We start from the raw sequence: 22,341 nt of genomic DNA, 5'->3' as shown, positions 1-22,341 counted from the left end.
AAGCGCTGAGGCCAGAAAAGCAGAAAGGGGCCCGCGGGCCCCTTCCTGTTCAACGCTGCACGCACCCGACTCAGGCGTCAGGCGCGGCCTTGGCTTGCGGCTCGCTGTTCTCGTAGATCAGCAGCGGCTGCGAAGTCCCGTCGATGACGCTCTCGTCGATCACCACCTTGCTGACTTCCTTCTGCGAAGGAATCTCGTACATGGTGTCGAGCAGCACGCCTTCGAGGATCGAACGCAGGCCACGGGCGCCGGTCTTGCGCTCCAGAGCCTTGCGTGCGACGGCCTTGAGGGCGTCGCTGCGGAACTCGAGGTCCACGCTTTCCATCTCGAACAGCTTGGCGTACTGCTTGGTGAGGGCGTTCTTCGGCTCGGTGAGGATCTGCATCAGCGCAGCCTCGTCGAGCTCGTCGAGCGTCGCCAGCACGGGCAGACGGCCAACGAATTCCGGGATCAAGCCGAACTTGACCAGATCGTCCGGCTCGACCTCACGCAGCGACTCGCCGACCTTCTTGCCTTCCTGCTTGCTGCGCACTTCGGCACCGAAACCGATACCACCCTTGGTGGAACGGTTCTGGATGACCTTCTCGAGACCCGAGAATGCGCCGCCGCAGATGAACAGGATGTTACGCGTGTCGACCTGCAGGAATTCCTGCTGCGGGTGCTTGCGGCCACCCTGGGGCGGCACGGAGGCCACGGTGCCTTCGATCAGTTTCAACAGCGCCTGCTGCACGCCTTCGCCCGAAACGTCACGGGTGATGGACGGGTTGTCCGACTTGCGCGAGATCTTGTCGATCTCGTCGATGTAGACGATGCCCATCTGGGCCTTTTCCACGTCGTAGTCGCACTTCTGCAGCAGTTTCTGAATGATGTTCTCGACGTCCTCACCCACGTAACCGGCTTCGGTCAGGGTGGTGGCGTCGGCGATGGTGAACGGCACGTTCAACAGGCGCGCAAGGGTTTCGGCGAGCAGGGTCTTGCCCGAGCCGGTCGGCCCGATCAGGAGGATGTTGCTCTTGCCGAGTTCGACCTCGTCGCCCTTCTTGTCACGCTGGTTCAGGCGCTTGTAGTGGTTGTACACCGCTACGGCAAGCACCTTCTTGGCGCGCTCCTGACCAATGACGTACTGGTCCAGGATGCCGCTGATTTCTTTCGGCGAAGGTAGTTTGTGCGCGCTGCTCTCGGCCTGGGCTTCCTGCACCTCCTCACGGATGATGTCATTGCACAGGTCGACGCACTCGTCGCAGATAAATACCGAGGGCCCGGCAATCAATTTGCGCACTTCGTGCTGGCTTTTGCCGCAGAAGGAGCAATAGAGCAATTTGCCGTTGTCCTCGCCGTTACGGGTGTCAGTCATTCGATCGATCCAATCCGGTAGGCTTGCAACACAAGATGAAGGCAATTGCGGGCTTTTTCAAGTCCGCAGGCGGGCGCTTTCGGCGCCCGCCCGCTCTGGCGCCTGGGCTCAGGATACCAGTTGCCGCTTGTCGTAGACCGAGTCGACCAGGCCGTACTCGGCCGCGCGCGAGGCGCTCATGAAGTTGTCACGCTCGGTGTCGCGCTTGATGGTCTCGAGGTCCTGGCCGGTGTGATGGGCCAGCAGCTCGTTCAGGCGCGCCTTGATGCTGAGGATTTCCTGGGCATGGATCTCGATGTCGGTCGCCTGGCCCTGGAAGCCGCCCAGCGGCTGGTGAATCATCACGCGAGAGTTCGGCAGGCAGTGGCGCTTGCCGGCGGCACCGGCCGCGAGCAGGAAGGCGCCCATGCTGCAGGCCTGACCGATGCAGATGGTCGAGACGTCTGGCTTGATGAACTGCATGGTGTCGTAGATCGACATGCCGGCAGTGACCGAGCCACCCGGCGAGTTGATGTACAGATGGATATCCTTGTCCGGGTTTTCCGCTTCAAGGAACAGCAGCTGCGCCACAACCAGGTTGGCCATGTAGTCCTCTACAGGACCGACCAGGAAGATCACACGCTCCTTCAACAGGCGCGAGTAGATGTCGTAGGCACGTTCGCCACGGGCGGACTGCTCGATAACCATCGGGACCAGGCCGCCTGCGGCCTGGATGTCAGAGCTCTGCTGAATATAAGAATTGCGGGACATGTCCTGCACTCACTCCCAAATAGTCATGGCTTTAATAACGCACAAGCCAGCCCGAAGGCTGGCTTGTGGGGTTTCCTACGAGAGTAGCAAATCACTCAGCTTCGGCAGGTGCCTGTGCTGGCTTGACAGCCTCTTCGTACGAGACCGACTTGTCGGTCACAGTCGCTTTCTGCAGGACAGTATCTACAACTTGTTCTTCCAGCACAACCGAACGCACTTCGTTCAGTTGCTGGTCGTTCTTGTAGTACCAAGCGATGACCTGCTCAGGCTCCTGGTAGGCCGAGGCCATTTCCTCGATCATCTCGCGAACCTTGGCGTCGTCCGGCTTGAGCTCGAACTGCTTGACCACTTCGGCGACGATCAGACCCAGGACCACACGGCGCTTGGCCTGCTCTTCGAACAGCTCGGCCGGCAGTTGCTCAGGCTTGATGTTGCCACCGAACTGCTGGACGGCCTGCACGCGCAGACGGTTGACTTCGTTTTCCAGCAGGGCTTTCGGTACGTCGACCGGGTTGGCGGCCAGCAGACCGTCCATGACCTGGTTCTTGACCTTGGCCTTGATGGCCTGGCGCAGTTCGCGCTCCATGTTCTTGCGAACTTCGGTGCGGAAGCCTTCCAGGGTCGATTCCTTGATACCGAACTGGGCGAAGAACTCTTCGTTCAGCTCAGGCAGCACAGGGGCCGAGACGCTGTTGACGGTGATGGTGAACTCGGCGGCCTTGTTGGCCAGGTCCAGGTTCTGGTAGTCCTCGGGGAAGGTCACGTTGACCACGCGCTCTTCACCGGCCTTGGCACCGACCAGACCATCTTCGAAGCCCGGGATCATGCGGCCGGAACCCAGTACCAGCTGGGTGCCCTTGGCCGAACCACCGGCGAACACTTCACCGTCGACCTTGCCGACGAAATCGATGTTGACCTGGTCGTCGTTCTGCGCGGCGCGCTCGACGGCCTCGAAGCGGGTGTTCTGCTTGCGCAGCACTTCCAGCATGTTGTCCAGGTCGGCGTCGGCCACTTCGGCGCTCAGGCGCTCGACGTTGATCGAGTCGAAGCCGGCAACGGTGAACTCAGGGAACACTTCGAAGATGGCGACGAATTCCAGGTCCTTGCCCTTTTCGAAGGACTTAGGCTCGACGGCTGGAGCACCGGCCGGGTTCAGCTTCTGCTCGACGATGGCCTCGTAGAAGGAAGCCTGGACCAGGTCACCGAAAGCCTCTTGGCGGGCATCGGCTTCAAAACGCTGACGGATCACGCTCATCGGCACCTTGCCTGGGCGGAAGCCCGCGACCTTGGCGCGCTTGGCAGTCTGCTGCAGACGCTTGTTGACTTCGTTCTCGACGCGCTCGGCCGGAACGGCGATGGTCATGCGGCGCTCGAGAGCGGAAGTGTTTTCAACAGAAACTTGCATGGATATTCCTCGTTGCACAGACGTTAGCCGGCGATAGCCCGACTCCAGAATCAAGGGCGAATATTCTAGTGACTCACGCACCAGAAGTCACCCCACCCGGGACGACGGACAACCACGCCGGTCGATTTCGTTTACAGGCCCGCGCCAAACCGCGCCAGACCAGGTTACCCAAGGGCTGCGCGCCAGCTTCGATGGCACGCGCCGAAAAAACTTGTCAAACAGTCACAACGGCGAAATCGACACCCTACTGCGGGTCGATTTCGTTGAACTGGCAATACTCTTCCCACGACATGCCCAGCGCCTCGGCCACCTCGCGGTGGGTCTCCAGGCGCATGGCCTGCAACTGCTCCGGGGACTCGGCGATCAACTGCAGGGCCAGCTCCCAGGGCTCGATGCCCTGCTCCTGCGCCGCATCCTCGAACGCCCACTCGACCTGCTGGGCCTGCTCGCGCGCGTCAAGCTCGCGGATTTCCTCGAGCAATTGCGGGTTGGCTTCGCGGAATCGCTGCAACGCCAGTGCCTGGCGTGCTTCTCTGGCAATCATCGGTCATTCCCCTGCCGGCCTCGGGCCGGTACTTCAACCGGCTGAAATCTATCAGCTTTTATAGCGCCGCCACCAGTGGCAAAGCCCCTCAATCGCCACCCTCGACCGGCGCGCACGTCAAGGGCCGCTGTCGCCAGTCAGCCCAGGCCTGCTGCCAGCCCTGGTCATGACTCACGCCAGGCAGCGAAACCCACTCCAGACAGCGCGCGCCTTCCAGATGCTGCGCATAAAAAGCCGCCACCCCGGCGGGCACCTGACGATCCTCCCCGCCCAGCAGATGCCGCTGGGCAATGCGCATCAGGCGCGCGCGATACTGCAAGGGCTCGAGCGAACCCTCCAGCGGCGTGAGCCCAAGCTCGCGCGCCCACTGCGCCGGGCTGAGATTGCCGGCCAGGGTCTGGACGCCCAGCACATCCTCGCGCCGCCCCGCCAGCAGCAAGGCCAGCGCACCACCACCGGAATACCCGACAAGCTCGAAGCCCTGGTTGCCATGGCGCGCCTTGAGTCGGTCGAGCGCCTCGCCCAGGCTGTCCAGCACCTCGGGCGAGAAGCGTCGGCTCGTCCACAGCGCCGGGGTGCAGCCTGGGGCACGCACGAACTGGCAGGGTCGCGCCATATATATAGAAGGCGTCGGATCCTGCATCGCCAGTTCGGCCAGCATCGAATGGCGCGGCGTAGGGTCCAGGCTCGGCTGCGAGGGCGTGACCCAGGCATAGCCATCGCCTTCCAGATAGACCCGCAGCACGGCCACCCCAGGCATCTGCACCGGGGTCACGACCAGCAGCGGATAGCGCTCCAGCGCCAGCACCTGCACTTCACGCCCATGCTCGGCAGCGCGGCGCTCCAGCGCTTCGCGCGGCGACTGGCATGCTGCGAGCAGCATGACGCTCGCAGCCACCAGCACCGCCCTGCCCCACGCCGGAATCAGACGAAGCTCAGGTTATGACGCTGGGCGCCATATACCACGCGGGCCGCGGTGATCAGCTGATGGGGTATTTCGACATAGGAGACATCGGCATTGCTCAGCGCCATGTCGAACAGCTGCACCAGCACGGAGTTGCGCCGCACCAGGATGACGTCCGACCAATCGGTGTTGGTCATGGCCACCGGAATGAAGTCCGAGCGCTTCATGAAGCTGCCCAGCGCTTCGAGCACCCCAAGGTTCTGCTTGGTGCCGTTGGCGCTGAAGCAGCAGTCGTTGAGCATCATGATGCCGTCCGGACCGAGCAGCTCCTGGTAGTACATCATGTCGCGCAGCACATACTCGTACTGGTGGTTGGCATCCACATAGACGAAATCGAACTGCTCGATGCCGGTCTGCTGGCGAATCTTGTCGATCGCACCGATGGTATCGGAGCGAATGACCGTGACCTCGGGCATGTCGACGAACTTGGACACGCACTCCTGGTACAAACGATCCCAGGTCGCGTCATCGTGCAACGAGCCGCCATAGTAGTACTCGTAGTCTTCGACCGGCGACACCCAGGGCGGCAGTTGATCGAACGGACTGTAGGCCTTGTTCGATTCCTTGCTCCAACTGTCGGCCAGCACCATCCGCTCCGGCGACAGCGCTGCACGCAGCTTGAGGGCGTTTTCGCCACGCAGGACACCCAGCTCGGCCACCAGCGGCCGTTTTTCCAGCGCATTGAAGACCGCGCCGACCACGTAATACAGACTTTCCCTATGCGTGCTGCAGACTTTCATGCTCTTTCCTTTTTATTCACCAGGAGGAACGCGCCCCACATCCCATCCATGGGTAGACGCCAATCCTGTGCAGCAAGCAAGAATCCGACCAATCGGCAAACGGCCCGGGACGCCCCGGTTTCATTGGGCTCGACAGGGATAGAGAGGGGTTGTGGATACAGGCGCCGTCAGTGAAATGGCGCAGACGTCGGAAATCCGCTGACCGGCAGAAACGAAAAATGCCGCTTCAGGCGGCATTTTTTCGATGTTTCAGGGTTACTCGCCCAGTAAGACTGGCCAGCCCAAATGCCTGGGGACGCCACCCGCATTGTGTCAGGGCCTCTCCGTCCGCTGGAGACAGAAACACAACCCCAGCCACATATTACCTCTCGCAACTCATACGCCTGGAGTTATAATTATCTCATCAACCACACAAGGAGACGGAGGTGCAAAGCAGGCAGTTGATCAAGGAGCTTGAAGCTGCTGGATGGGTTCTGAAACGAGTCACAGGGAGCCACCACATCTTCAAACACCCCGACAACCCAAACTCAATACCAGTGCCCCACCCTAAGAAAGACCTACCGATCGGCACGGTAAAGAGCATCAAGGAACGAGCCGGGTTGAAATAGTCCAGCCTCACCCTCTGCATCCCCCGAGGAGACAACCATGAAATACCCAATCTGCATCGAGTGGGGCGACAACAACACCGCCATCGGCATTCAGATTCCCGACATTCCTGGCGCAGTGACCGCTGGCGATACTTTCGAAGAGGCCTACGCAGCTGCTGTCGAGGTAGCCCACATAATGCTCGAGGAAATAGCCAGTAATGGCCAGGCCATACCGTTGCCGACCAGCGCAGCAGCTCACCGGGACAATCCCGACTTTGCCGATATGGGCTGGGGCATGCTGGAAATCGATATCACGCCCTACCTGGGCAAGACCGAGAAGGTCAACGTCACTCTGCCGGGCTTCGTCATCCAGCAAATCGACCGGTACGTGCGTGACCACAACGTGAAAAGCCGGTCGTCTTTCCTGGCCGACGCCGCCATGGAAAAACTCGGCCGGTAGGCTGATAACCTACTACTCCGGCAAGCTTCTGAATCCGACCCTCCAGACACGAAAAAGGCAGCCCAAGTGGCTGCCTTTTTTTCGTGCTGCGGTTCCCAAAGGGCTCCCAAATCGCTCCCAATCCGAAGATTTACGCGATAAAACCCTCTGAAAACAGCAACTTAGATGGTGCGGACGAAGAGACTCGAACTCTTACAGCTTGCGCCGCTGGAACCTAAATCCAGTGTGTCTACCAATTTCACCACGTCCGCGTGATGCACTTAAAACAAAGGCGCCCGATTATACAATCAAGGCGCCTTCGAAGAATATGGGGTGGACGATGGGAATCGAACCCACGACAACTGGAATCACAATCCAGCGCTCTACCAACTGAGCTACGCCCACCATATTGCGGTGTTACGTTACCTACTTGCTTGCCTAAGCTGCCTTATGGCGCACCCGGCAGGACTCGAACCTGCGACCATCCGCTTAGAAGGCGGATGCTCTATCCAGCTGAGCTACGGGCGCATATTCAATCTGCTTTCTGTTACGATTGCAAATCAACTTTCAGTCTTACCGAACGAGCCAGCAAATCCGCTCATTCTGCCTGACCTTGCTAACCAGTGCTAGGTTGTGCCCGACAAGTGCGACGAATGTTATAGACGAGCCGAAAGGTCGTCAACACTTTTTTCAAAAAAATTTAAATTATTTAAGGGGTTAGGGGATTTGCCCGACCACGCGCCTTTGCCCTCGGCGCGGCTCGTGCGAGAATGTGCCCTCTTTATTGTTCCCTTCTCGATGGTTAATCACGCGTCTATGACTGCACACCTTATCGATGGCAAGGCGATCGCCGCCAACCTGCGCAAGCAGATCGCCCAACGTGTCGCCGAGCGCCGCCAGCAAGGCCTGCGCACACCGGGCCTGGCGGTGATCCTGGTCGGTACCGACCCGGCCTCCCAAGTCTACGTATCGCACAAGCGCAAGGACTGTGAAGAAGTCGGCTTCATCTCCCAGGCATTCGACCTGCCCAGCGATACCACGCAGCACGCCCTGACCGACCTGATCGACCGCCTCAATGACGACCCGGCGGTCGACGGCATCCTGCTGCAACTGCCCCTGCCCGCCCACCTGGACGCCTCGCTGCTGCTCGAGCGCATTCGTCCGGACAAGGACGTCGACGGTTTCCACCCCTACAACATCGGGCGCCTGGCCCAGCGGATCCCGCTGCTGCGCCCGTGCACCCCGAAAGGCATCATGACCTTGCTCGAAAGCACCGGTCAGGACCTCTACGGCATGAATGCCGTGATCGTCGGCGCCTCGAACATCGTCGGCCGCCCGATGGCCATGGAACTGCTGCTGGCCGGCTGCACCGTGACCGTCTGCCACCGCTTCACCCAGGACCTGCCCGGCCATGTCGGCCGCGCCGACCTGGTGGTGGTGGCTGCCGGCAAGCCCGGCCTGGTCAAGGGTGAGTGGATCAAGGAAGGCGCGATCGTCATCGACGTCGGCATCAACCGCCAGGACGACGGCAAGCTGGTGGGCGATGTGGTCTACGAGACCGCCCTGCCGCGCGCGGGCTGGATCACCCCGGTGCCGGGCGGCGTCGGGCCGATGACCCGGGCGTGCCTGCTGGAGAACACCTTGTATGCGGCTGAAGAGCTGCACAAGTAAGGTTCTCGCCACACTGGATTCAGCTTCCAGCGGCGCAGCAATGGAAAACGGCATCCCAAGGATGCCGTTTTCATTTCAAGCGGTAAATCTCCAGGCCCCGTCGCAGGACAAGCCGCAGCGGCGAATCGCCGCTCCCGCAGGGGTATCACTGTCCTGGCGGGAGCGCAGTGATCACTTGCGCGCCTCCTCCCACGACTTGAGCAGCTCGGTGTAGCTGACCGTCTCGCCCTTGGGCTTCTCGTTGGCCAGCTTGGGCTTGGGTGCGCCAGGTTGATCGAACCAGTACTGCGCATCACGCTCCGGGTTGAGCTTGGGCGCACAGGTGGCCTGGGCATTGGAACGCTGCAGCCGCTCCATCATGCGGTCCTGGTCGCGGGCCAGGCCATCGAGGGCCTCCTGCGGGGTCTTCTCGCCACTGGCGACCTCGGCGATGTGGCTCCACCACAGCTGCGCCAGGCGCGGATAGTCCGGTACGTTGGTGCCGGTCGGGGTCCACTGCACCCGCGCCGGGCTGCGGTAGAACTCCACCAGCCCACCCAGCTTGGGCGCCATGTCGGTCATGGCCTGGGAGTTGATGTCCGACTCGCGGATCGGCGTCAGACCGACGATGGTCTTCTTCAGCGACACGGTTTTCGAGGTCACGAACTGCGCGTAAAGCCAGGCAGCCAGGCGCTGCTTCTCAGGCGTCGACTTGAAGAAGGTCCAGGAGCCGGTATCCTGGTAGCCGAGCTTCATGCCCTCCTCCCAGTACGGCCCTTTCGGCGACGGCGCCATGCGCCATTTCGGCGTGCCATCGGCGTTGACCACCGGCAACCCGGGCTTGACCATGTCGGCGGTAAAGGCGGTGTACCAGAAGATCTGCTGGGCGATATTGCCCTGGGCGGGCACCGGGCCCGACTCGGAGAAGGTCATGCCCTGCGCTTCCTTCGGCGCATAGGCGCGCAGCCAGTCCACGTACTTCTGCGTCGCGAACACCGCTGCCGGGCCGTTGGTGTCGCCACCACGGGTCACGCTGGAGCCCACCGGGTGGCAGTCCTCCACGCGAATGCCCCACTCGTCCACGGGCAAGCCATTGGGCAGGCCTTTGTCGCCGCCACCGGCCATGGAGAACCAGGCATCGGTGAAACGCCAGCCGAGCGAAGGATCTTTCTTGCCGTAGTCCATATGGCCGTAGACGCGCTTGCCATCGATCTCCTTGACGTCTTCGGTGAAGAACTTGGCGATGTCTTCATAGGCCGACCAGTTCACCGGCACGCCCAACTCGTAGCCGTACTTCTCCTTGAACCTGGCCTTCAGATCAGGGCGCTCGAACCAGTCGGCACGGAACCAGTAGAGGTTGGCGAACTGCTGGTCAGGCAACTGGTAGACCTTGCCATCTGGCGCGGTGGTGAAGGAAATGCCGATGAAATCCTTCAGATCGAGCGTGGGCGAGGTGTAGTCCTTGCCTTCGTTGGCCATCAGGTCGGTGATCGACTGCACCTTGCCATAGCGAAAGTGTGTACCGATCAGGTCGGAATCGTTGACCCAGCCGTCGTAGATGTTCTTGTCCGACTGCATTTGCGTCTGCAGCTTCTCCACCACATCGCCTTCCTGCAGCAGGTCATGGGTGAGCTGGATACCGGTGATCTCGCTGAAGGCCTTGGCCAGCACCTTGGACTCGTACTCGTGGGTGGTGAGGGTTTCCGACACCACGTTGATCTTCATCCCGCGAAACGGCTGGGCCGCCTTGATGAACCACTGCAGCTCGGCCATCTGCTGCTCGGCGCTCAGGGTCGAGGGCTTGAACTCGCTGCCGATCCATTTTTTCGCCGCGTCCTCGTACTGATCGGCCCAGGCCGTACCCTGCAGGCCACCAAGCAGCAGTGCCGCGGCCAGAGTCAAATGTCGCCGCTTGTTGTCGTTATCGAACATTGTGATCTCCCGATTGAAATGATCCGCCGCGCAGGGCTAGCCCCAGCGCAGCACCACCACGAGCCAGGCCAGCGACAGCAGCGAGGCCACCCACAGCGGCCAGTCGCTGGCGCCGATCACCGCAAGGTGCAGGTAGGCACTGGCCAGCAGGCCGATGAACAACCGATCGCCACGGCTGGTGACGAGCGGAAGAAAGCCGCGACGCTCCACGCAAGGGCGACGCAACTCGAACACAGTCATGCACGACAGCAGCACACCGACGGCGGCGAAGAACAGCCCCGTCGGCAGGGTCCAGGCCATCCATTCCATCGTTGCGCCCTCCTACACCCGGCCCAGGGCAAAGCCCTTGGCCACATGGTTGCGGACAAACCAGATCACCAGCATCCCGGGCAGGATGGTCAACACCCCGGCGGCAGCCAGCACCCCCCAGTCGATGCCCGACGCCGATACGGTGCGGGTCATCACCGCAGCGATCGGCTTGGCGTCAACCGAAGTCAGGGTGCGCGCCAGCAGCAGCTCGACCCAGGAGAACATGAAGCAGAAGAACGCCGTCACGCCGATCCCGGAGCCGATCAGCGGCACGAAGATCTTCACGAAGAAGCGCGGGAAGCTGTAGCCGTCGATGTAGGCGGTTTCGTCGATTTCCTTCGGTACGCCCGACATGAAACCCTCGAGGATCCACACGGCCAGCGGCACGTTGAACAGGCAGTGGGCCAGGGCCACGGCAATGTGGGTGTCGAACAGGCCAATGGACGAATACAGCTGGAAGAACGGCAGCAGGAACACCGCCGGCGGCGCCATGCGATTGGTCAGCAGCCAGAAGAACAGATGACGGTCGCCGAGGAAGCGATAGCGCGAGAAGGCATACGCCGCCGGCAAGGCCACCGCCAGCGAGATCAGCGTGTTCAGGCACACGTAGTACAGAGAGTTGAGATAGCCGTTGTACCAGCTCGGGTCGGTGAAGATGACCCGGTAATTGTCGAAGGTGAACGCCTGCGGCCACAGGGTCAGCCCGCCGAGGATCTCGGTGTTGCTCTTGAACGACATGTTCAGCAGCCAGTAGATCGGCACCAGCAGGAAGAAGAAGTACAGCAGCAGCGGCACCACCTTGCGCAGGGTCATGGCCTAGTCCTTGTCGGCGTGGGTCATGGCGGTATAGAACAGCCACGACACCAGCAGGATGATCAGGAAGTACACCAGCGAGAATGCCGCCGCCGGGCCGAGGTCGAACTGCCCCACCGCCATGCGCGTGAGGGTCTGGCTGAGGAAGGTGGTGGCGTTGCCAGGCCCGCCGCCGGTGAGCACGAACGGCTCGGTGTAGATCATGAAGCTGTCCATGAAGCGCAGCATCACCGCGATCAGCAGCACGTTCTTCAGCTTCGGCAACTGGATGTGGCGAAACACCGCCCAGCCCGAGGCGCGATCGATGCGCGCCGCCTGGTAATACACGTCGGGAATGGCGCGCAGCCCCGAGTAGCACAGCAGCGCCACCAGCGAGGTCCAGTGCCAGACGTCCATCACCAGCACGGTGACCCAGGCGTCGAAGGGATCGCCGGCGTAGTTGTAGCTGACCCCGAGCTTGGCCAGGGTGGCCCCCAGCAGGCCGATGTCGGCACGGCCGAAGATCTGCCAGATGGTGCCGACCACGTTCCACGGGATCAGCAACGGAATGGCCATGACGATCAGGCAGACCGAGGCCATCCGCCCCCTGGTCGGCATGGTCAGGGCGATGGCGATGCCCAGCGGGATCTCGATCAGCAGCACACAGCCCGAATAGATGAACTGGCGCAGCAGCGCGTCGTGCAGCGCGGGATCGCGCAACACCTGGCGATACCAGTCGGCGCCGACGAAATAGCGGTTGGAGGCGTCGAAGATGTCCTGCACCGAATAGTTGACCACCGTCATCATCGGTATCACGGCGCTGAAGGCCACCAGCAGGAACACCGGCAGCACCAGCCACCAGGCCTTGTTGTTCGGCACCTTGTTCATGGCGCAGCCTCCAGCAGCAGGTCATCGACGTAGAGCATCAGCCATTGCGTCGGCAAACCGACCCAGGCACGCCCCTGCGGCACCGGGCGATCCTCGCCCAGGCGCGCCTTGAGGATGACGCCGGCCAGCTCCAGAGTGACGATGCGGTAGGTACCCAGGTCCTCGACGTCGCGCACCTGGGCCTCGAAGCCGTCCTCGAACGGGCGGTCCCAGACCTGCACGAATTCCGGACGAATCCCCACCTGCAGGCGCTCGCCCGGCTGCTCGGCGAGGCGCTCGCGCAAGCCGTCGGGCAACGCCAGGTGCAGGCCGCCGAAGCTCACGCCATCGGCTTCGGCACGCACGTCGATCAGGTTCATGCCGGGGCTGCCGATGAAGTAGCCGACGAAGGTGTGGCGCGGCCGCTCGAACAGCTCGCGTGGCGTACCGAACTGGACGATGCGCCCACCGTGCATCACCGCGATCTTGTCGGCGAAGGTCGAGGCCTCCAGCTGATCGTGGGTGACGTAGATCATGGTGATGTTGAACTGCTCATGGATCTGCTTGAGCTTGCGCCGCAGCTTCCACTTCAGGTGCGGGTCGATCACCGTCAGCGGCTCGTCGAAAAGGATCGCCGACACGTCGTCGCGCACCAGGCCACGGCCCATCGAGACTTTCTGCTTCTCGTCGGCGCTGAGGTTGCGCGCCTTTTTCTTCAGCACCGCCCCCAGGTCGAGCACCTCGGCGATCTCTTCGACGCGCGCCTTGACCCGCAGCTCGTCCAGGCCCTGGTTGCGCAGGGGAAAGGCCAGGTTGTCGAACACGCTCATGGTGTCGTACACCACCGGGAACTGGAACACCTGGGCGATGTTGCGCTGCTGCGGCGACAGCGCATTGACCGGCTGGCCATCGAACTGCACCTCGCCCTGCGACGGGCTGAGCAGGCCGGAGATGATGTTGAGCAAGGTCGACTTGCCGCAACCTGATGGCCCGAGCAAGGCGTAGGCACCGCCCTGTTCCCAGACATGCTCGAGCTCGTGCAGGGCATAGTCGGCCGGGCTGGAGGGCTGGCGGCTGTAGCTGTGGGCCAGGCGGTGCAGGCGGATCTCGGCCATCAGCGGCTCCTCGCCTGGCGCAGGCCGGGAGCCTGCACCAGGTGCCCGGTGCTGTCGAAGACAAACAGCTTGTGGGTGGGAATGAACACCGGGACCTGGGTGTCCACCTGGTACTCATGCACGCCTGGCAGGTGCAGGATCATGCGCCAGTGTTCGTTGCGCACATGCAGGAAGGTTTCCGAACCGCTGATCTCGGCCAGTTCCACCAGCACTGTCAGTTCCAGGTCGTCGTCATGCGATGGCACCAGGGTGATATGGCTGGGGCGTACGCCGAAGCGGTAGTCGCCATCGGCCAGGGCGCGCAGGTCGTCGGTGCGGGCGAAGTGCACGGCACCGGCCAGGCTCACCTCGTTGCCGGCGATCCGTCCGCTGACCAGATTGATCGGCGGCTCGCAGAACAGCTCGGCGGCCAGCACGTTGCAGGGGCGGTGATACACCTCGGCGGTCGGCCCGCTCTGGATGATCCGTCCCTCGTGCAGGAGGGTGGTGGTGCCACCCAGGGCCAGGGCCTCGTTCGGTTCGGTGGTGGCATACACGGCGATGCAGTTGCGCGCGGCGAACAGCTCGCGCAGCTCCTGGCGCAAGCCTTCGCGCAGCTTGTAGTCGAGGTTGACCAAAGGTTCGTCGAACAGAATCAGCGACGCATCCTTGACCAGCGCGCGCGCCATCGCCGTGCGCTGCTGCTGGCCGCCGGATAGCTCCAGCGGCAGGCGCTGCAGGTAGGGCTCGATGCGCAGCATTTCGGCAGTCTGGCACACCCGCTCGCGGATCTGCGCCTCGGGCAGACGCGCCTGGCGCAGCGGCGAGGCGATGTTCTCGAACACGCTCAGCGTGGGGTAGTTGATGAACTGCTGATAGACCATCGACACGTTACGCTCGCGCACCGGGCGCCCGGTGACATCCTCGCCGTCCATCAGCACCCGCCCGCTGTCAGGGCGATCCAGCCCGGCCATCAGGCGCATCAGGCTGGTCTTGCCGGCCAGGGTGCGGCCGAGCAGCACATTGAACGAGCCCGGTTCGAACCGCAGGCTGGCCTCGGCGATCCAGGCCTGGTTGTCGACGTGGCGGCTGACCTGTTCCAGCACCAGGGTCATGGCGGAGCCTTCTTGTGGTTGTTGTCCGCCGAACGGAGCCAGAAGCGTGCCAGAAACCGCCAGAGGCTCTGGCGCCGGCCCGGGCAGAGGTCAGGCCGTTCGCCTGCGAACATGAATGAACAGTTTCGCTGGACAGTTGAACAGCTGCGGCATTGACAATGAACAATCCTGAACGACACTCAAGGGCGGTCGCCGACAACAACAATCACACAGGGACAGGCCCATGGCCGCTGACACCCCGACCCACGCCCAGCTGATCCAGGCCTCCTGGGCACGCTGCCGCGATTACGGCCTGCAGCCGCACAGCGCGCCGGACTTCGACTGCCTGACCGGCGCGCAGCTGAACGCGCTGCTCGAACGCCGCCAGGCCTTGTTACAGCTGACCCGCGACCATGTCCTGCCGCAGTACGCGCACCTGCTGGGCAACTCCAGCTACCTGGTGATGCTCGCCGATGCCGGTGGTTGCCTGCTCGATGCCTGGGGCACGCGGCGCTTCGTCGAGCCGCGCCAGCAGCACGCCTTCACTGCGGGTGCGCACTGGCAGGAACGCGGCGTCGGCACCAACGCCCTGGGCACGGCGCTGGCTTGCGGCCAAGCCATCCACGTCGGCCAGGACGAACACTTCCTGCGCCAGAACCGCTACATGGCCAGCGCCGCCACACCCTTGTTCGATGCCGAGCGCCGCCTGGTGGGTGTGCTGGATGTGTCCAGCGACGGCTACCTGCCCGTTACCCAGACCCTCGGCCTGGTACGCATGCTCGGCCAGAACCTGGAAAACCGCCTGATACTGGCCGCGCACGGCGAACAGCACGGGCAACTGCTGTTCAACACCGCGCCCGACAACCTCGACAGCCCCTGGGCAGGGCTGCTGCTGTTCGACGACGACGGGCGGGTGCTGGCCGCCAACCACCGCGCCGACAGCCTGCTCGGCCAGACGCCGCTGCAGTGCACCCTGGAGCAGCTGTTCCGCACGTCGCTGCATGAAATCCTCGATCACCCGCAGGACAGCGCCTTCGCCTTGCAGGTCAGCGGGCGCCATCGCTTTCACTGCCAATGGCGGGCCGCGCAACGCCCTGTGCGCAGAGCGGCGTCGGGCAGCGACCCGCGGGTGAGCAAGGCCCTGGTCCAGGCCGGTCTGTTGCTGGAGAAGGATATTCCGGTACTGATCCAGGGCGAGACCGGGGTCGGCAAGGAGGTCTTCGTCAGCGCCTTGCACCAGGCCAGCAGCCGCGCCGCAGGCCCGCTGATTGCGGTGAACTGCGCGGCGATCCCGGCAGAGCTGGTCGAATCGGAGCTGTTCGGTTATGAAAAGGGCGCGTTCACCGGTGCCCACCACAAAGGCAACAGCGGGCTGATCCGCAAGGCGCACGGCGGCATCCTGTTTCTCGACGAGATCGGCGACATGCCGCTGCCGACCCAGGCCCGGCTGCTGCGGGTGTTGCAGTCGCGCTGCATCCAGCCGCTGGGCAGCGGCGAGCCGGTGGCAGTGGACATCCGCGTGGTCTCGGCGAGCAACCTGGACCTGGCCGCCGAAGTGCACGCCGGACGTTTTCGCCAGGACCTCTACTACCGCATCGCCGGGCTGGCCCTGGCACTGCCCCCATTGCGCGAGCGCAGCGATCGGCGGGCGCTGATCGAGCAGGTGCATGCACGCTACCGCGAAGCCGGGCAGGTACAGCGTTTATCGCCACGGATGCTGGCGCTGTTCGAACAGCACCCCTGGCCGGGAAACCTGCGCGAACTGGTGAGCGTGATGCAGGTTGCCCTGGCGTTGGCCGGGCCGGATGTCATCGGCGAGGAGCACCTGCCAGAGGCGTTCCTGGCGGAAGCCTCGACTCCCCTGCCTGCGCTTGAACTGCCCGACAGCGGGCACGACCTCAACACGCTGCTGCGCGAAGCCAACGGTAATCTTTCCTCGGTGGCGCGGGCGCTGGGGATCAGCCGTACGACACTGTACAAGCGGCTGCGCTCGACGGCCGCAGGCTGAGCCAGCCTGTGCCGGGGCGTCACAGCCGATTCCGCTGCAACGCCCACCATTTCAGCTGGTGCCGCTGCCCGCCACCTGCCGTTCAGCAGGCTTTTCCCACTGCCTCGCCGGAAAATGGACACACAGCCACCCGTGGATGCGTGCCCAATGCAAACAACAAATACCGTCCTCATGATTCGCCCGGCGCGGTTCGCCTTCAACCCTGACACCGCCCTGAACAACCACTTCCAGCAGGCACCGCCGGACCCGGACAACGCCGGCGCCAAGGCGCTCGAAGAGTTCGACGGCTATGTCCGCACCCTGCGCCAGCATGGCGTCGAGGTACTGGTGGTGCAGGACACCCCCGAGCCCCACACACCCGATTCGATCTTTCCCAACAACTGGTGGAGCAGCCACGCCGACGGCAGCATGGTGCTCTACCCGATGCAAGGCCACAACCGTCGCCTGGAGCGCGACAAGGGCGTGTTGCAGGTGATCGAGGAGCGTTTCGCCATCGAGCGCACCATCGACCTCAGCCCCCTGGAACAGCAGGATCTGTTCCTCGAAGGCACCGGCAGCATGGTCCTGGATCGTGAGCACCGCATCAGCTATGCCTGCCATTCCGGCCGCACCCATGAACATGCCCTGCGCCAGTTCGCCGAACGCCTGGACTATCGCCTGTGCCTGTTCCACGCCCTCGACCGCCACCAGGCGCCGATCTATCACAGCAACGTGATGATGAATGTCGGCCGCAGCCTGGCCGTGGCCTGTCTCGAGGCCCTGCCCCATGCCGACGAACGCCGTGCCCTCGAGCACTCCCTGCGCGACACCGGCAAGGAGCTGCTGGCGCTGGGCTTCGACCAGTTGGAGCGCTTCGCCGGCAACATGCTCGAAGTGCACGACCGCGACGGCCACTCGCTGCTGGTGATGTCGCGCAGCGCCTGGCACTCGCTGGATACCGGCCAGCGCCGGCAGGTCGAGCGGCACAGCCAGCCCCTGGTGGTCGACATCGACCACATCGAACGCATCGGCGGTGGCAGCGCGCGCTGCATGCTCGCCGAAGTCCACCTGCCTTCGCGCCACTGATCATCAAAGGAGCATTCCATGACCCGCTATATCGACGTGCAAGACCTCGCCCGCCTGGTCAACCGCAAGGGCCTGGCCACCTGCCTGGCCGAGATGGCCGACTACATCCGCGACGACTACCTGCGCTGGCACGACTTCGAAAAATGCCCGCGCCTGGCCAACCATTCGCCCGATGGCGTGATCGAGCTGATGCCGGTGTCCGACGCCAGCCTGTACGCTTTCAAGTACGTCAACGGCCACCCGAAGAACACCCACGACGGCCTGCTCACGGTGATGGCCTTCGGTGCGCTGGGCGATGTCGACACCGGCGCGCCGGTGCTGCTCAGCGAAATGACCCTGACCACCGCCATCCGCACCGCTGCCACCTCGGCCCTGGCGGCGCGCTACCTGGCACGCACCGACAGCCGCAGCATGGCGCTGATCGGCAACGGCTCGCAGAGCGAGTTCCAGGCCATCGCCTTCCACACCCTGCTGGGCATCGAAGAGATCCGCCTGTTCGACATCGACCGCGCAGCCTCGCGCAAGCTTGCCGCCAACCTGGCGGGCTACCCGAAGCTGAAGCTGGTCATTGCAGGCTCGGTGGCCGAGGCGGTGCGCGGTGCCGATATCGTCACCACGGTCACTGCCGACAAGGCCTACGCCACCATCCTCACCCCCGAGATGATCGAGCCGGGCATGCACCTGAACGCCGTGGGCGGCGACTGCCCCGGCAAGACCGAGCTGCACCGCGACATCGTCGAGCGTGCGCGGGTGATCGTCGAGTACGAACCGCAGAGCCGCATCGAGGGGGAAATCCAGCAGATGCCGGCAGATTCGCCAACCACCGAATTCTGGCAGGTGGTCGAAGGGATCGCGGCCGCACGCGAGAGCGCCGAGCAGGTGACCCTGTTCGATTCGGTGGGCTTCGCCCTGGAGGACTATTCGGCGCTGCGCTACGTGCTGGACGTGGCCAGGGCCCTGGATATCGGCCATGACATCGCCCTGGTGCCGACACTCGACAACCCCAAGGACCTGTTCGCCCTGCTGCAACCGCAGGCTGCCGTGCGCAAGGCGAGCGCGGCCTGAAACCGCGGGGGCTGGATCACCCGGCCCCCGCCGCTTCGATCAGTTGGCCGCCACCGCCGCCTGAACGGCGCGGGCGAAGCGGTCGGCCACTTCGTCGACCTGCTCCGCGCTGATGATCAGCGGCGGCAGGAAGCGCACGACTGCGCCATGGCGGCCACCAAGCTCGAGAATCAGCCCGCGCTTGAGGCACTCACGCTGGACCTTCGGTGCCAGGCTGCGCGATGCCGGCGGATGGCCGAGGGCGTCGAGCGGGCCGTCGGGATCGACCAGTTCGACCCCGAGCATCAGGCCGCGCCCGCGGATGTCGCCCAGTTGCGGGTAGTCGCGCTGCAGATGCTGCAGGTGCCCGCGCAGGCGCTGGCCCATGGCCGCAGCGTGCTCGTCCAGGCGATGCTCGACCAGGTAGTCGATCACCGCCGAACCTGCAGCCATGGCCATCTGGTTGCCACGGAAAGTGCCGGCGTGGGCGCCCGGCGCCCAGGTGTCGAGCCACTCCCGGTAGACCACCACCGCCAGCGGCAGGCTGCCGCCGATGGCCTTGGACAGGGTGACCACATCCGGCACGATGCCGGCGTGCTCGAACGCGAACATCCGCCCGGTACGGGCAAAGCCGCTCTGGATCTCGTCGACGACCAGTGCCACCCCGGCCTGCTCGGTGATGCGCCGTACGCCGCGCAACCACTCGATATCGGCCGGAATCACCCCGCCCTCGCCCTGCACCACCTCGAGGATCACCGCAGCGGGTAGCTGCACCCCGGCCTCGGGATCGAGCAGCAGGTTCTCCAGGTAATGCAGGTTGGCGCGCACGCCCGCTTCACCGCCCAGGCCGAACGGGCAGCGGTAGTCGTAGGGATAGGGCATGAACTGCACGCCACTGTTGAGCAGCGCACCGAGCGGTTTCTTCGGCCCCAGGCTGCCCATCAGGCTCAGCGCACCCTGGGTCATGCCGTGGTAGGCGCCCTGGAAAGCCAGCACGGTGCTGCGCCCGGTGGCCGTGCGCACAAGCTTCAGCGCCGCCTCCACCGCGTCGGTGCCGGTCGGGCCGCAGAACTGGATCTTCGCTTCGCGGCGCAGGGCCTGGGGCAATACGCCGAACAGGTCCTGGACGAACTGGTCCTTGACCGGCGTGGTCAGGTCGAGAGTGTGCAGCGGCAGTTCATCGGCCAGCACGCGCTGGATCGCCTCGACCACCACCGGGTGGTTGTGCCCCAGTGCCAGGGTGCCGGCACCGGCCAGGCAGTCGATGAACTGGCGGCCTTCGACGTCCTCGACATGGATGCCACGGGCACGCTTGAGCGCCAGCGGGATGCGCCGCGGGTAGCTGCGGGCGTTGGACTCCTGTTGCTGCTGGCGCAGCAGCAGGGCCGAATCCTCGAAATGGTACAGCGGCTCCGGCGCAACGGCCGGCAGGACCTGGGCAAGGCTGGAAGCGGTAGACATCGGCGAACCCTCGCAAGCAAGTAGGAATGCCCGCCACGTCCCTGTAACCGGATGTGTGTCGGGAAGTCATCGCTTGGGAGACGCTTGAGTGGGGTGCGGATTTAGCGGAATTCAGGACCAGCGTGGTCTTTTCGCGGGCAGCGCTGGGCGCGAAAGGACTGCATTGGCCGATCCTGTCAGGCCCGCGCCTCCCGCGCCGGCACCTGCAGCCACACCCGCAAGCCATCGCTGCGGCTGTCGAAGCGCAAGCTGCCCGCGCAGCGCTGGACGATGGCCTGGACGATCGCCAGGCCCAGCCCGCTGCCGATGCTCTTGCTGTTGCGCCAGAAACGCTCGGTCAGATGCTTGAGGTCTTCGTCGGCGATCCCCGGCCCGTGATCGCGGACCAGGAAGCCCACCTGGCCATCGGCCATCTGCACTTCCAGCTCCACCGCCTCGTTGCCGCCATGGCGCAGGGCGTTGTCCAGCAGGTTGCGCAGCGCCGCCACGGCCAGTGGCGCGGGCATGCCCAGGTAGATACGGGTCGCCTCCTCGGGCAGGCGCAGCACGATACGCCGGTTGTCACCGCCGCCGGCATCCTGCACCGCCTGGCGTGCCACCTGCTCGGCGCTGCACAGCACGCCGTCCTCGAACGACAGGCTGCCCTCGACCCGCGCCAGCATCAGCAGTTGCTCCAGGGTCCGGTGCATACGGTCGGCGCCCTGCTCGGCGTGCTCGAGGGCCTGCTCGCGCACGTTGCCGTCGGTCATCCGCGCCACTTGCAGGTGGGTCTTGATCGCGGTCAACGGGCTGCGCAGTTCATGGGCGGCGTCGTCGGTCAGGCGCCGCTCGCGCTCGATTGTCTGGGCGATGCGCAGGAACAACTGGTTCTGGGTTTCCAGCAAGGGTTGCAACTCGCTGGGCATGCCGGTTACCTTCAGGGGTTCGACACTGTCGGCACGGCGCCTGCGCAGGGCATCGCGCATCCGGTTGAGCGGCTCCAGCCCCTTGCCCAGACCGATCCACAACAGCCCCAGGCTGCCGAGCAGGGCCATCAGCACCGGGGCCGAAGCGGCCAGCAGGATCGACTGGTTGAGCGCCTCGCGCTCCTGATGACGATCGGCGGTGGTGATCCGCACATCACCGTGGTGGTAGGTGAAGGTGCGCCAGGAACTGCCATCGATGGTCTGGTCGCGGAAGCCGCTGCGCTGGTCGTCCATGCCGCTGTCATGCTTGTGGTTGCTGGCGAGGATCTCGCCACGCAGCGAGCTGACCTGGCAGGCCATGCCGTCCGGCACGCTGAACTGGTCGGCGGAGAAATGCGCCTCGCGGCCCTTGCCGCTCAGCGGCTGCGGCAACTGGTCGACCAAACCGGCGACCATCCGTGCCGAGGCGACCAGGCGTTGGTCGAGGGAAAACATCATCTGCTGGCGCAGGTCACGCAGCATCCAGGCCGCGGCCAGGATCCAGATCAGGATGAAGGCGCTGCCCAGGATCAGCGACAGACGGACCCGCAGGCTCACGGCGCTGCCTCCTCGGGTGCCTGCGCCGCACCCAGTCGATAGCCCAGGCCGCGCACGGTCTCGACGATGCTGTTGCCCAGCTTGCGCCGCAGGTGGTGGATATGAACGTTGAGGGCGTTGCTCTCGACTTCGTCGCTGAAACCGTACACGCAGTCCTTGAGCTGCTCGCTGGACAGCACCCGTCCGGGATTCTGCAGCAGGGCCTGGAGCAGCGCCTGCTCACGCCGCGACAGATCGACCGGACGACCGCCCAGGGTCGCCTCGCAACTGCTGGGGTTGTACTGCAAGGGACCGTGCTCGATGACATTCACCGCGCGCCCGGCCACCCGGCGCAGCAGGGTGTGCAGCCGTGCTGCCAGTTCGCGCAGGTCGAACGGCTTGAGCAGGTAGTCGTCGGCACCGGCCTGCAGGCCATCGACGCGGTCGGTCACCGCATCACGTGCCGTCAGCACCAGCACCGGCAACACCTCGCCCTGCTGGCGCAGGCGCCGCAGCAGCTTGAGACCGTCTTCGTCGGGCAGGCCCAGGTCGAGGATCATCACGTCGAACTGCGCGGCCTGGAGCAATGCACGGGCTGCCGAGGCGCTGGCGACGCGGTCGACGGTCAGGCCCTGGGCCGTGAGGCCGGCGCAGATGCCGCTGGCGATCAGATCGTCGTCCTCGCAGAGCAGTACGTGCATGGGGAATCTCCGGGTGGTTGAATGCGCAGTGCAACAAAACGGGATTAAGCGCCGATTATG

21 protein-coding genes and 3 tRNA genes are annotated in these 22,341 nt (G+C 64.1%); 6 read left to right on the top strand and 18 right to left on the bottom strand.

Annotated elements, in window-relative coordinates:
* Window positions 1-70 precede the first annotated feature (70 nt).
* From clpX to AC1TXO_RS09560, 6 genes are all read right to left on the bottom strand, one after another.
* Window positions 71-1,354 carry an ATP-dependent Clp protease ATP-binding subunit ClpX gene (gene clpX, locus AC1TXO_RS09585; protein ID WP_486406080.1) on the bottom strand — a complete coding sequence of 428 codons (1,284 nt, stop codon included), beginning with the start codon at window positions 1,352-1,354 and terminating at the stop codon, window positions 71-73.
* Between the two features lie 108 nt (window positions 1,355-1,462).
* A complete protein-coding gene (clpP, locus tag AC1TXO_RS09580; protein WP_486406079.1) occupies window positions 1,463-2,104 on the bottom strand; it encodes an ATP-dependent Clp endopeptidase proteolytic subunit ClpP in 642 nt (213 codons plus the stop codon).
* Between the two features lie 91 nt (window positions 2,105-2,195).
* Window positions 2,196-3,509 carry a trigger factor gene (gene tig / locus AC1TXO_RS09575; RefSeq protein WP_486406078.1) on the bottom strand — a complete coding sequence of 438 codons (1,314 nt, stop codon included), beginning with the start codon at window positions 3,507-3,509 and terminating at the stop codon, window positions 2,196-2,198.
* A 244-nt stretch (window positions 3,510-3,753) separates the two neighbouring features.
* Window positions 3,754-4,053 (bottom strand): DUF6388 family protein, encoded by a 300-nt coding sequence (locus tag AC1TXO_RS09570; RefSeq protein WP_486406077.1) that lies wholly within the window; start codon window positions 4,051-4,053, stop codon window positions 3,754-3,756.
* Window positions 4,054-4,141: 88 nt separating this feature from the next.
* Window positions 4,142-4,936: an alpha/beta hydrolase gene (locus AC1TXO_RS09565; protein ID WP_486406076.1), complete on the bottom strand. Its 795-nt coding sequence runs from the start codon at window positions 4,934-4,936 to the stop codon at window positions 4,142-4,144.
* A 41-nt stretch (window positions 4,937-4,977) separates the two neighbouring features.
* Entirely contained in the window at window positions 4,978-5,757 is a 780-nt protein-coding gene (locus AC1TXO_RS09560; protein WP_486406075.1) for a class I SAM-dependent methyltransferase, read from the bottom strand.
* Between the two features lie 425 nt (window positions 5,758-6,182).
* Here AC1TXO_RS09560 and AC1TXO_RS09555 point away from each other — a divergent pair, with 425 nt between their 5' ends.
* Window positions 6,183-6,365, top strand: a complete 183-nt coding sequence (locus tag AC1TXO_RS09555) for a type II toxin-antitoxin system HicA family toxin (protein ID WP_486406074.1) — start codon at window positions 6,183-6,185, stop codon at window positions 6,363-6,365.
* A 37-nt stretch (window positions 6,366-6,402) separates the two neighbouring features.
* The gene (locus AC1TXO_RS09550; protein ID WP_486406073.1) at window positions 6,403-6,804 is read left to right on the top strand and encodes a type II toxin-antitoxin system HicB family antitoxin; all 402 of its coding nucleotides are present in this window, start codon (window positions 6,403-6,405) and stop codon (window positions 6,802-6,804) included.
* A 166-nt stretch (window positions 6,805-6,970) separates the two neighbouring features.
* On the opposite strand, the gene AC1TXO_RS09545 is transcribed toward AC1TXO_RS09550, so the two are convergent.
* The 3 genes from AC1TXO_RS09545 to AC1TXO_RS09535 all read right to left on the bottom strand — a co-directional run bounded on the left by AC1TXO_RS09545 (window position 6,971) and on the right by AC1TXO_RS09535 (window position 7,311).
* A tRNA-Leu gene (locus AC1TXO_RS09545) sits at window positions 6,971-7,055 on the bottom strand.
* 57 nt (window positions 7,056-7,112) lie between these two features.
* Window positions 7,113-7,188, bottom strand: a tRNA-His gene (locus tag AC1TXO_RS09540).
* Between the two features lie 46 nt (window positions 7,189-7,234).
* Window positions 7,235-7,311 (bottom strand) — tRNA-Arg (locus tag AC1TXO_RS09535).
* Between the two features lie 288 nt (window positions 7,312-7,599).
* On the opposite strand from AC1TXO_RS09535, the gene folD reads away from it, so the two are divergent.
* Window positions 7,600-8,454 (top strand): bifunctional methylenetetrahydrofolate dehydrogenase/methenyltetrahydrofolate cyclohydrolase FolD, encoded by an 855-nt coding sequence (folD, locus tag AC1TXO_RS09530; RefSeq protein WP_486406072.1) that lies wholly within the window; start codon window positions 7,600-7,602, stop codon window positions 8,452-8,454.
* 171 nt (window positions 8,455-8,625) lie between these two features.
* On the opposite strand, the gene AC1TXO_RS09525 is transcribed toward folD, so the two are convergent.
* From AC1TXO_RS09525 to AC1TXO_RS09500, 6 genes are read right to left on the bottom strand one after another with little or no spacing between them, the layout of a single operon-like run.
* Window positions 8,626-10,365 (bottom strand): ABC transporter substrate-binding protein, encoded by a 1,740-nt coding sequence (locus AC1TXO_RS09525; protein ID WP_486406071.1) that lies wholly within the window; start codon window positions 10,363-10,365, stop codon window positions 8,626-8,628.
* A 36-nt stretch (window positions 10,366-10,401) separates the two neighbouring features.
* On the bottom strand, window positions 10,402-10,674 hold the full coding sequence (locus AC1TXO_RS09520) for a DUF2160 domain-containing protein (RefSeq protein ID WP_486406070.1): 273 nt from the start codon (window positions 10,672-10,674) through the stop codon (window positions 10,402-10,404).
* A 12-nt stretch (window positions 10,675-10,686) separates the two neighbouring features.
* Window positions 10,687-11,487 carry a carbohydrate ABC transporter permease gene (locus AC1TXO_RS09515; RefSeq protein WP_486406069.1) on the bottom strand — a complete coding sequence of 267 codons (801 nt, stop codon included), beginning with the start codon at window positions 11,485-11,487 and terminating at the stop codon, window positions 10,687-10,689.
* Between the two features lie 3 nt (window positions 11,488-11,490).
* Window positions 11,491-12,354 carry a carbohydrate ABC transporter permease gene (locus tag AC1TXO_RS09510; protein WP_486406068.1) on the bottom strand — a complete coding sequence of 288 codons (864 nt, stop codon included), beginning with the start codon at window positions 12,352-12,354 and terminating at the stop codon, window positions 11,491-11,493.
* A complete protein-coding gene (locus AC1TXO_RS09505) occupies window positions 12,351-13,448 on the bottom strand; it encodes an ABC transporter ATP-binding protein (protein ID WP_486406067.1) in 1,098 nt (365 codons plus the stop codon). Before AC1TXO_RS09505 ends, AC1TXO_RS09510 begins: the two co-directional genes overlap by 4 nt.
* Entirely contained in the window at window positions 13,448-14,542 is a 1,095-nt protein-coding gene (locus tag AC1TXO_RS09500) for an ABC transporter ATP-binding protein (RefSeq protein WP_486406066.1), read from the bottom strand. The genes AC1TXO_RS09505 and AC1TXO_RS09500 overlap by 1 nt, the downstream gene beginning before the upstream one ends.
* A gap of 223 nt (window positions 14,543-14,765) precedes the next feature.
* Between AC1TXO_RS09500 and AC1TXO_RS09495 the strand changes: the two genes are divergently transcribed.
* The 3 genes from AC1TXO_RS09495 to AC1TXO_RS09485 all read left to right on the top strand — a co-directional run bounded on the left by AC1TXO_RS09495 (window position 14,766) and on the right by AC1TXO_RS09485 (window position 18,659).
* Complete coding sequence (locus AC1TXO_RS09495; RefSeq protein WP_486406065.1) at window positions 14,766-16,529, top strand: sigma-54-dependent Fis family transcriptional regulator; 1,764 nt, start codon at window positions 14,766-14,768, stop codon at window positions 16,527-16,529.
* A 147-nt stretch (window positions 16,530-16,676) separates the two neighbouring features.
* Window positions 16,677-17,594 (top strand): citrulline utilization hydrolase CtlX, encoded by a 918-nt coding sequence (gene ctlX / locus AC1TXO_RS09490; protein ID WP_486406064.1) that lies wholly within the window; start codon window positions 16,677-16,679, stop codon window positions 17,592-17,594.
* An 18-nt stretch (window positions 17,595-17,612) separates the two neighbouring features.
* Window positions 17,613-18,659, top strand: a complete 1,047-nt coding sequence (locus AC1TXO_RS09485; RefSeq protein WP_486406063.1) for an ornithine cyclodeaminase — start codon at window positions 17,613-17,615, stop codon at window positions 18,657-18,659.
* A gap of 39 nt (window positions 18,660-18,698) precedes the next feature.
* On the opposite strand, the gene AC1TXO_RS09480 is transcribed toward AC1TXO_RS09485, so the two are convergent.
* The 3 genes from AC1TXO_RS09480 to AC1TXO_RS09470 all read right to left on the bottom strand — a co-directional run bounded on the left by AC1TXO_RS09480 (window position 18,699) and on the right by AC1TXO_RS09470 (window position 22,281).
* Window positions 18,699-20,099, bottom strand: a complete 1,401-nt coding sequence (locus tag AC1TXO_RS09480; RefSeq protein WP_486406062.1) for a diaminobutyrate--2-oxoglutarate transaminase — start codon at window positions 20,097-20,099, stop codon at window positions 18,699-18,701.
* A gap of 176 nt (window positions 20,100-20,275) precedes the next feature.
* On the bottom strand, window positions 20,276-21,601 hold the full coding sequence (locus AC1TXO_RS09475; RefSeq protein WP_486406061.1) for an ATP-binding protein: 1,326 nt from the start codon (window positions 21,599-21,601) through the stop codon (window positions 20,276-20,278).
* Entirely contained in the window at window positions 21,598-22,281 is a 684-nt protein-coding gene (locus AC1TXO_RS09470) for a response regulator (RefSeq protein ID WP_486406060.1), read from the bottom strand. The genes AC1TXO_RS09475 and AC1TXO_RS09470 overlap by 4 nt, the downstream gene beginning before the upstream one ends.
* Window positions 22,282-22,341: the final 60 nt, after the last annotated feature.

It is taken from the genome of Pseudomonas sp. FA117 (assembly GCF_057370475.1).
Note: the sequence above shows the minus strand (reverse complement) of the source record. Positions and strands in the feature narration are given on the sequence as shown.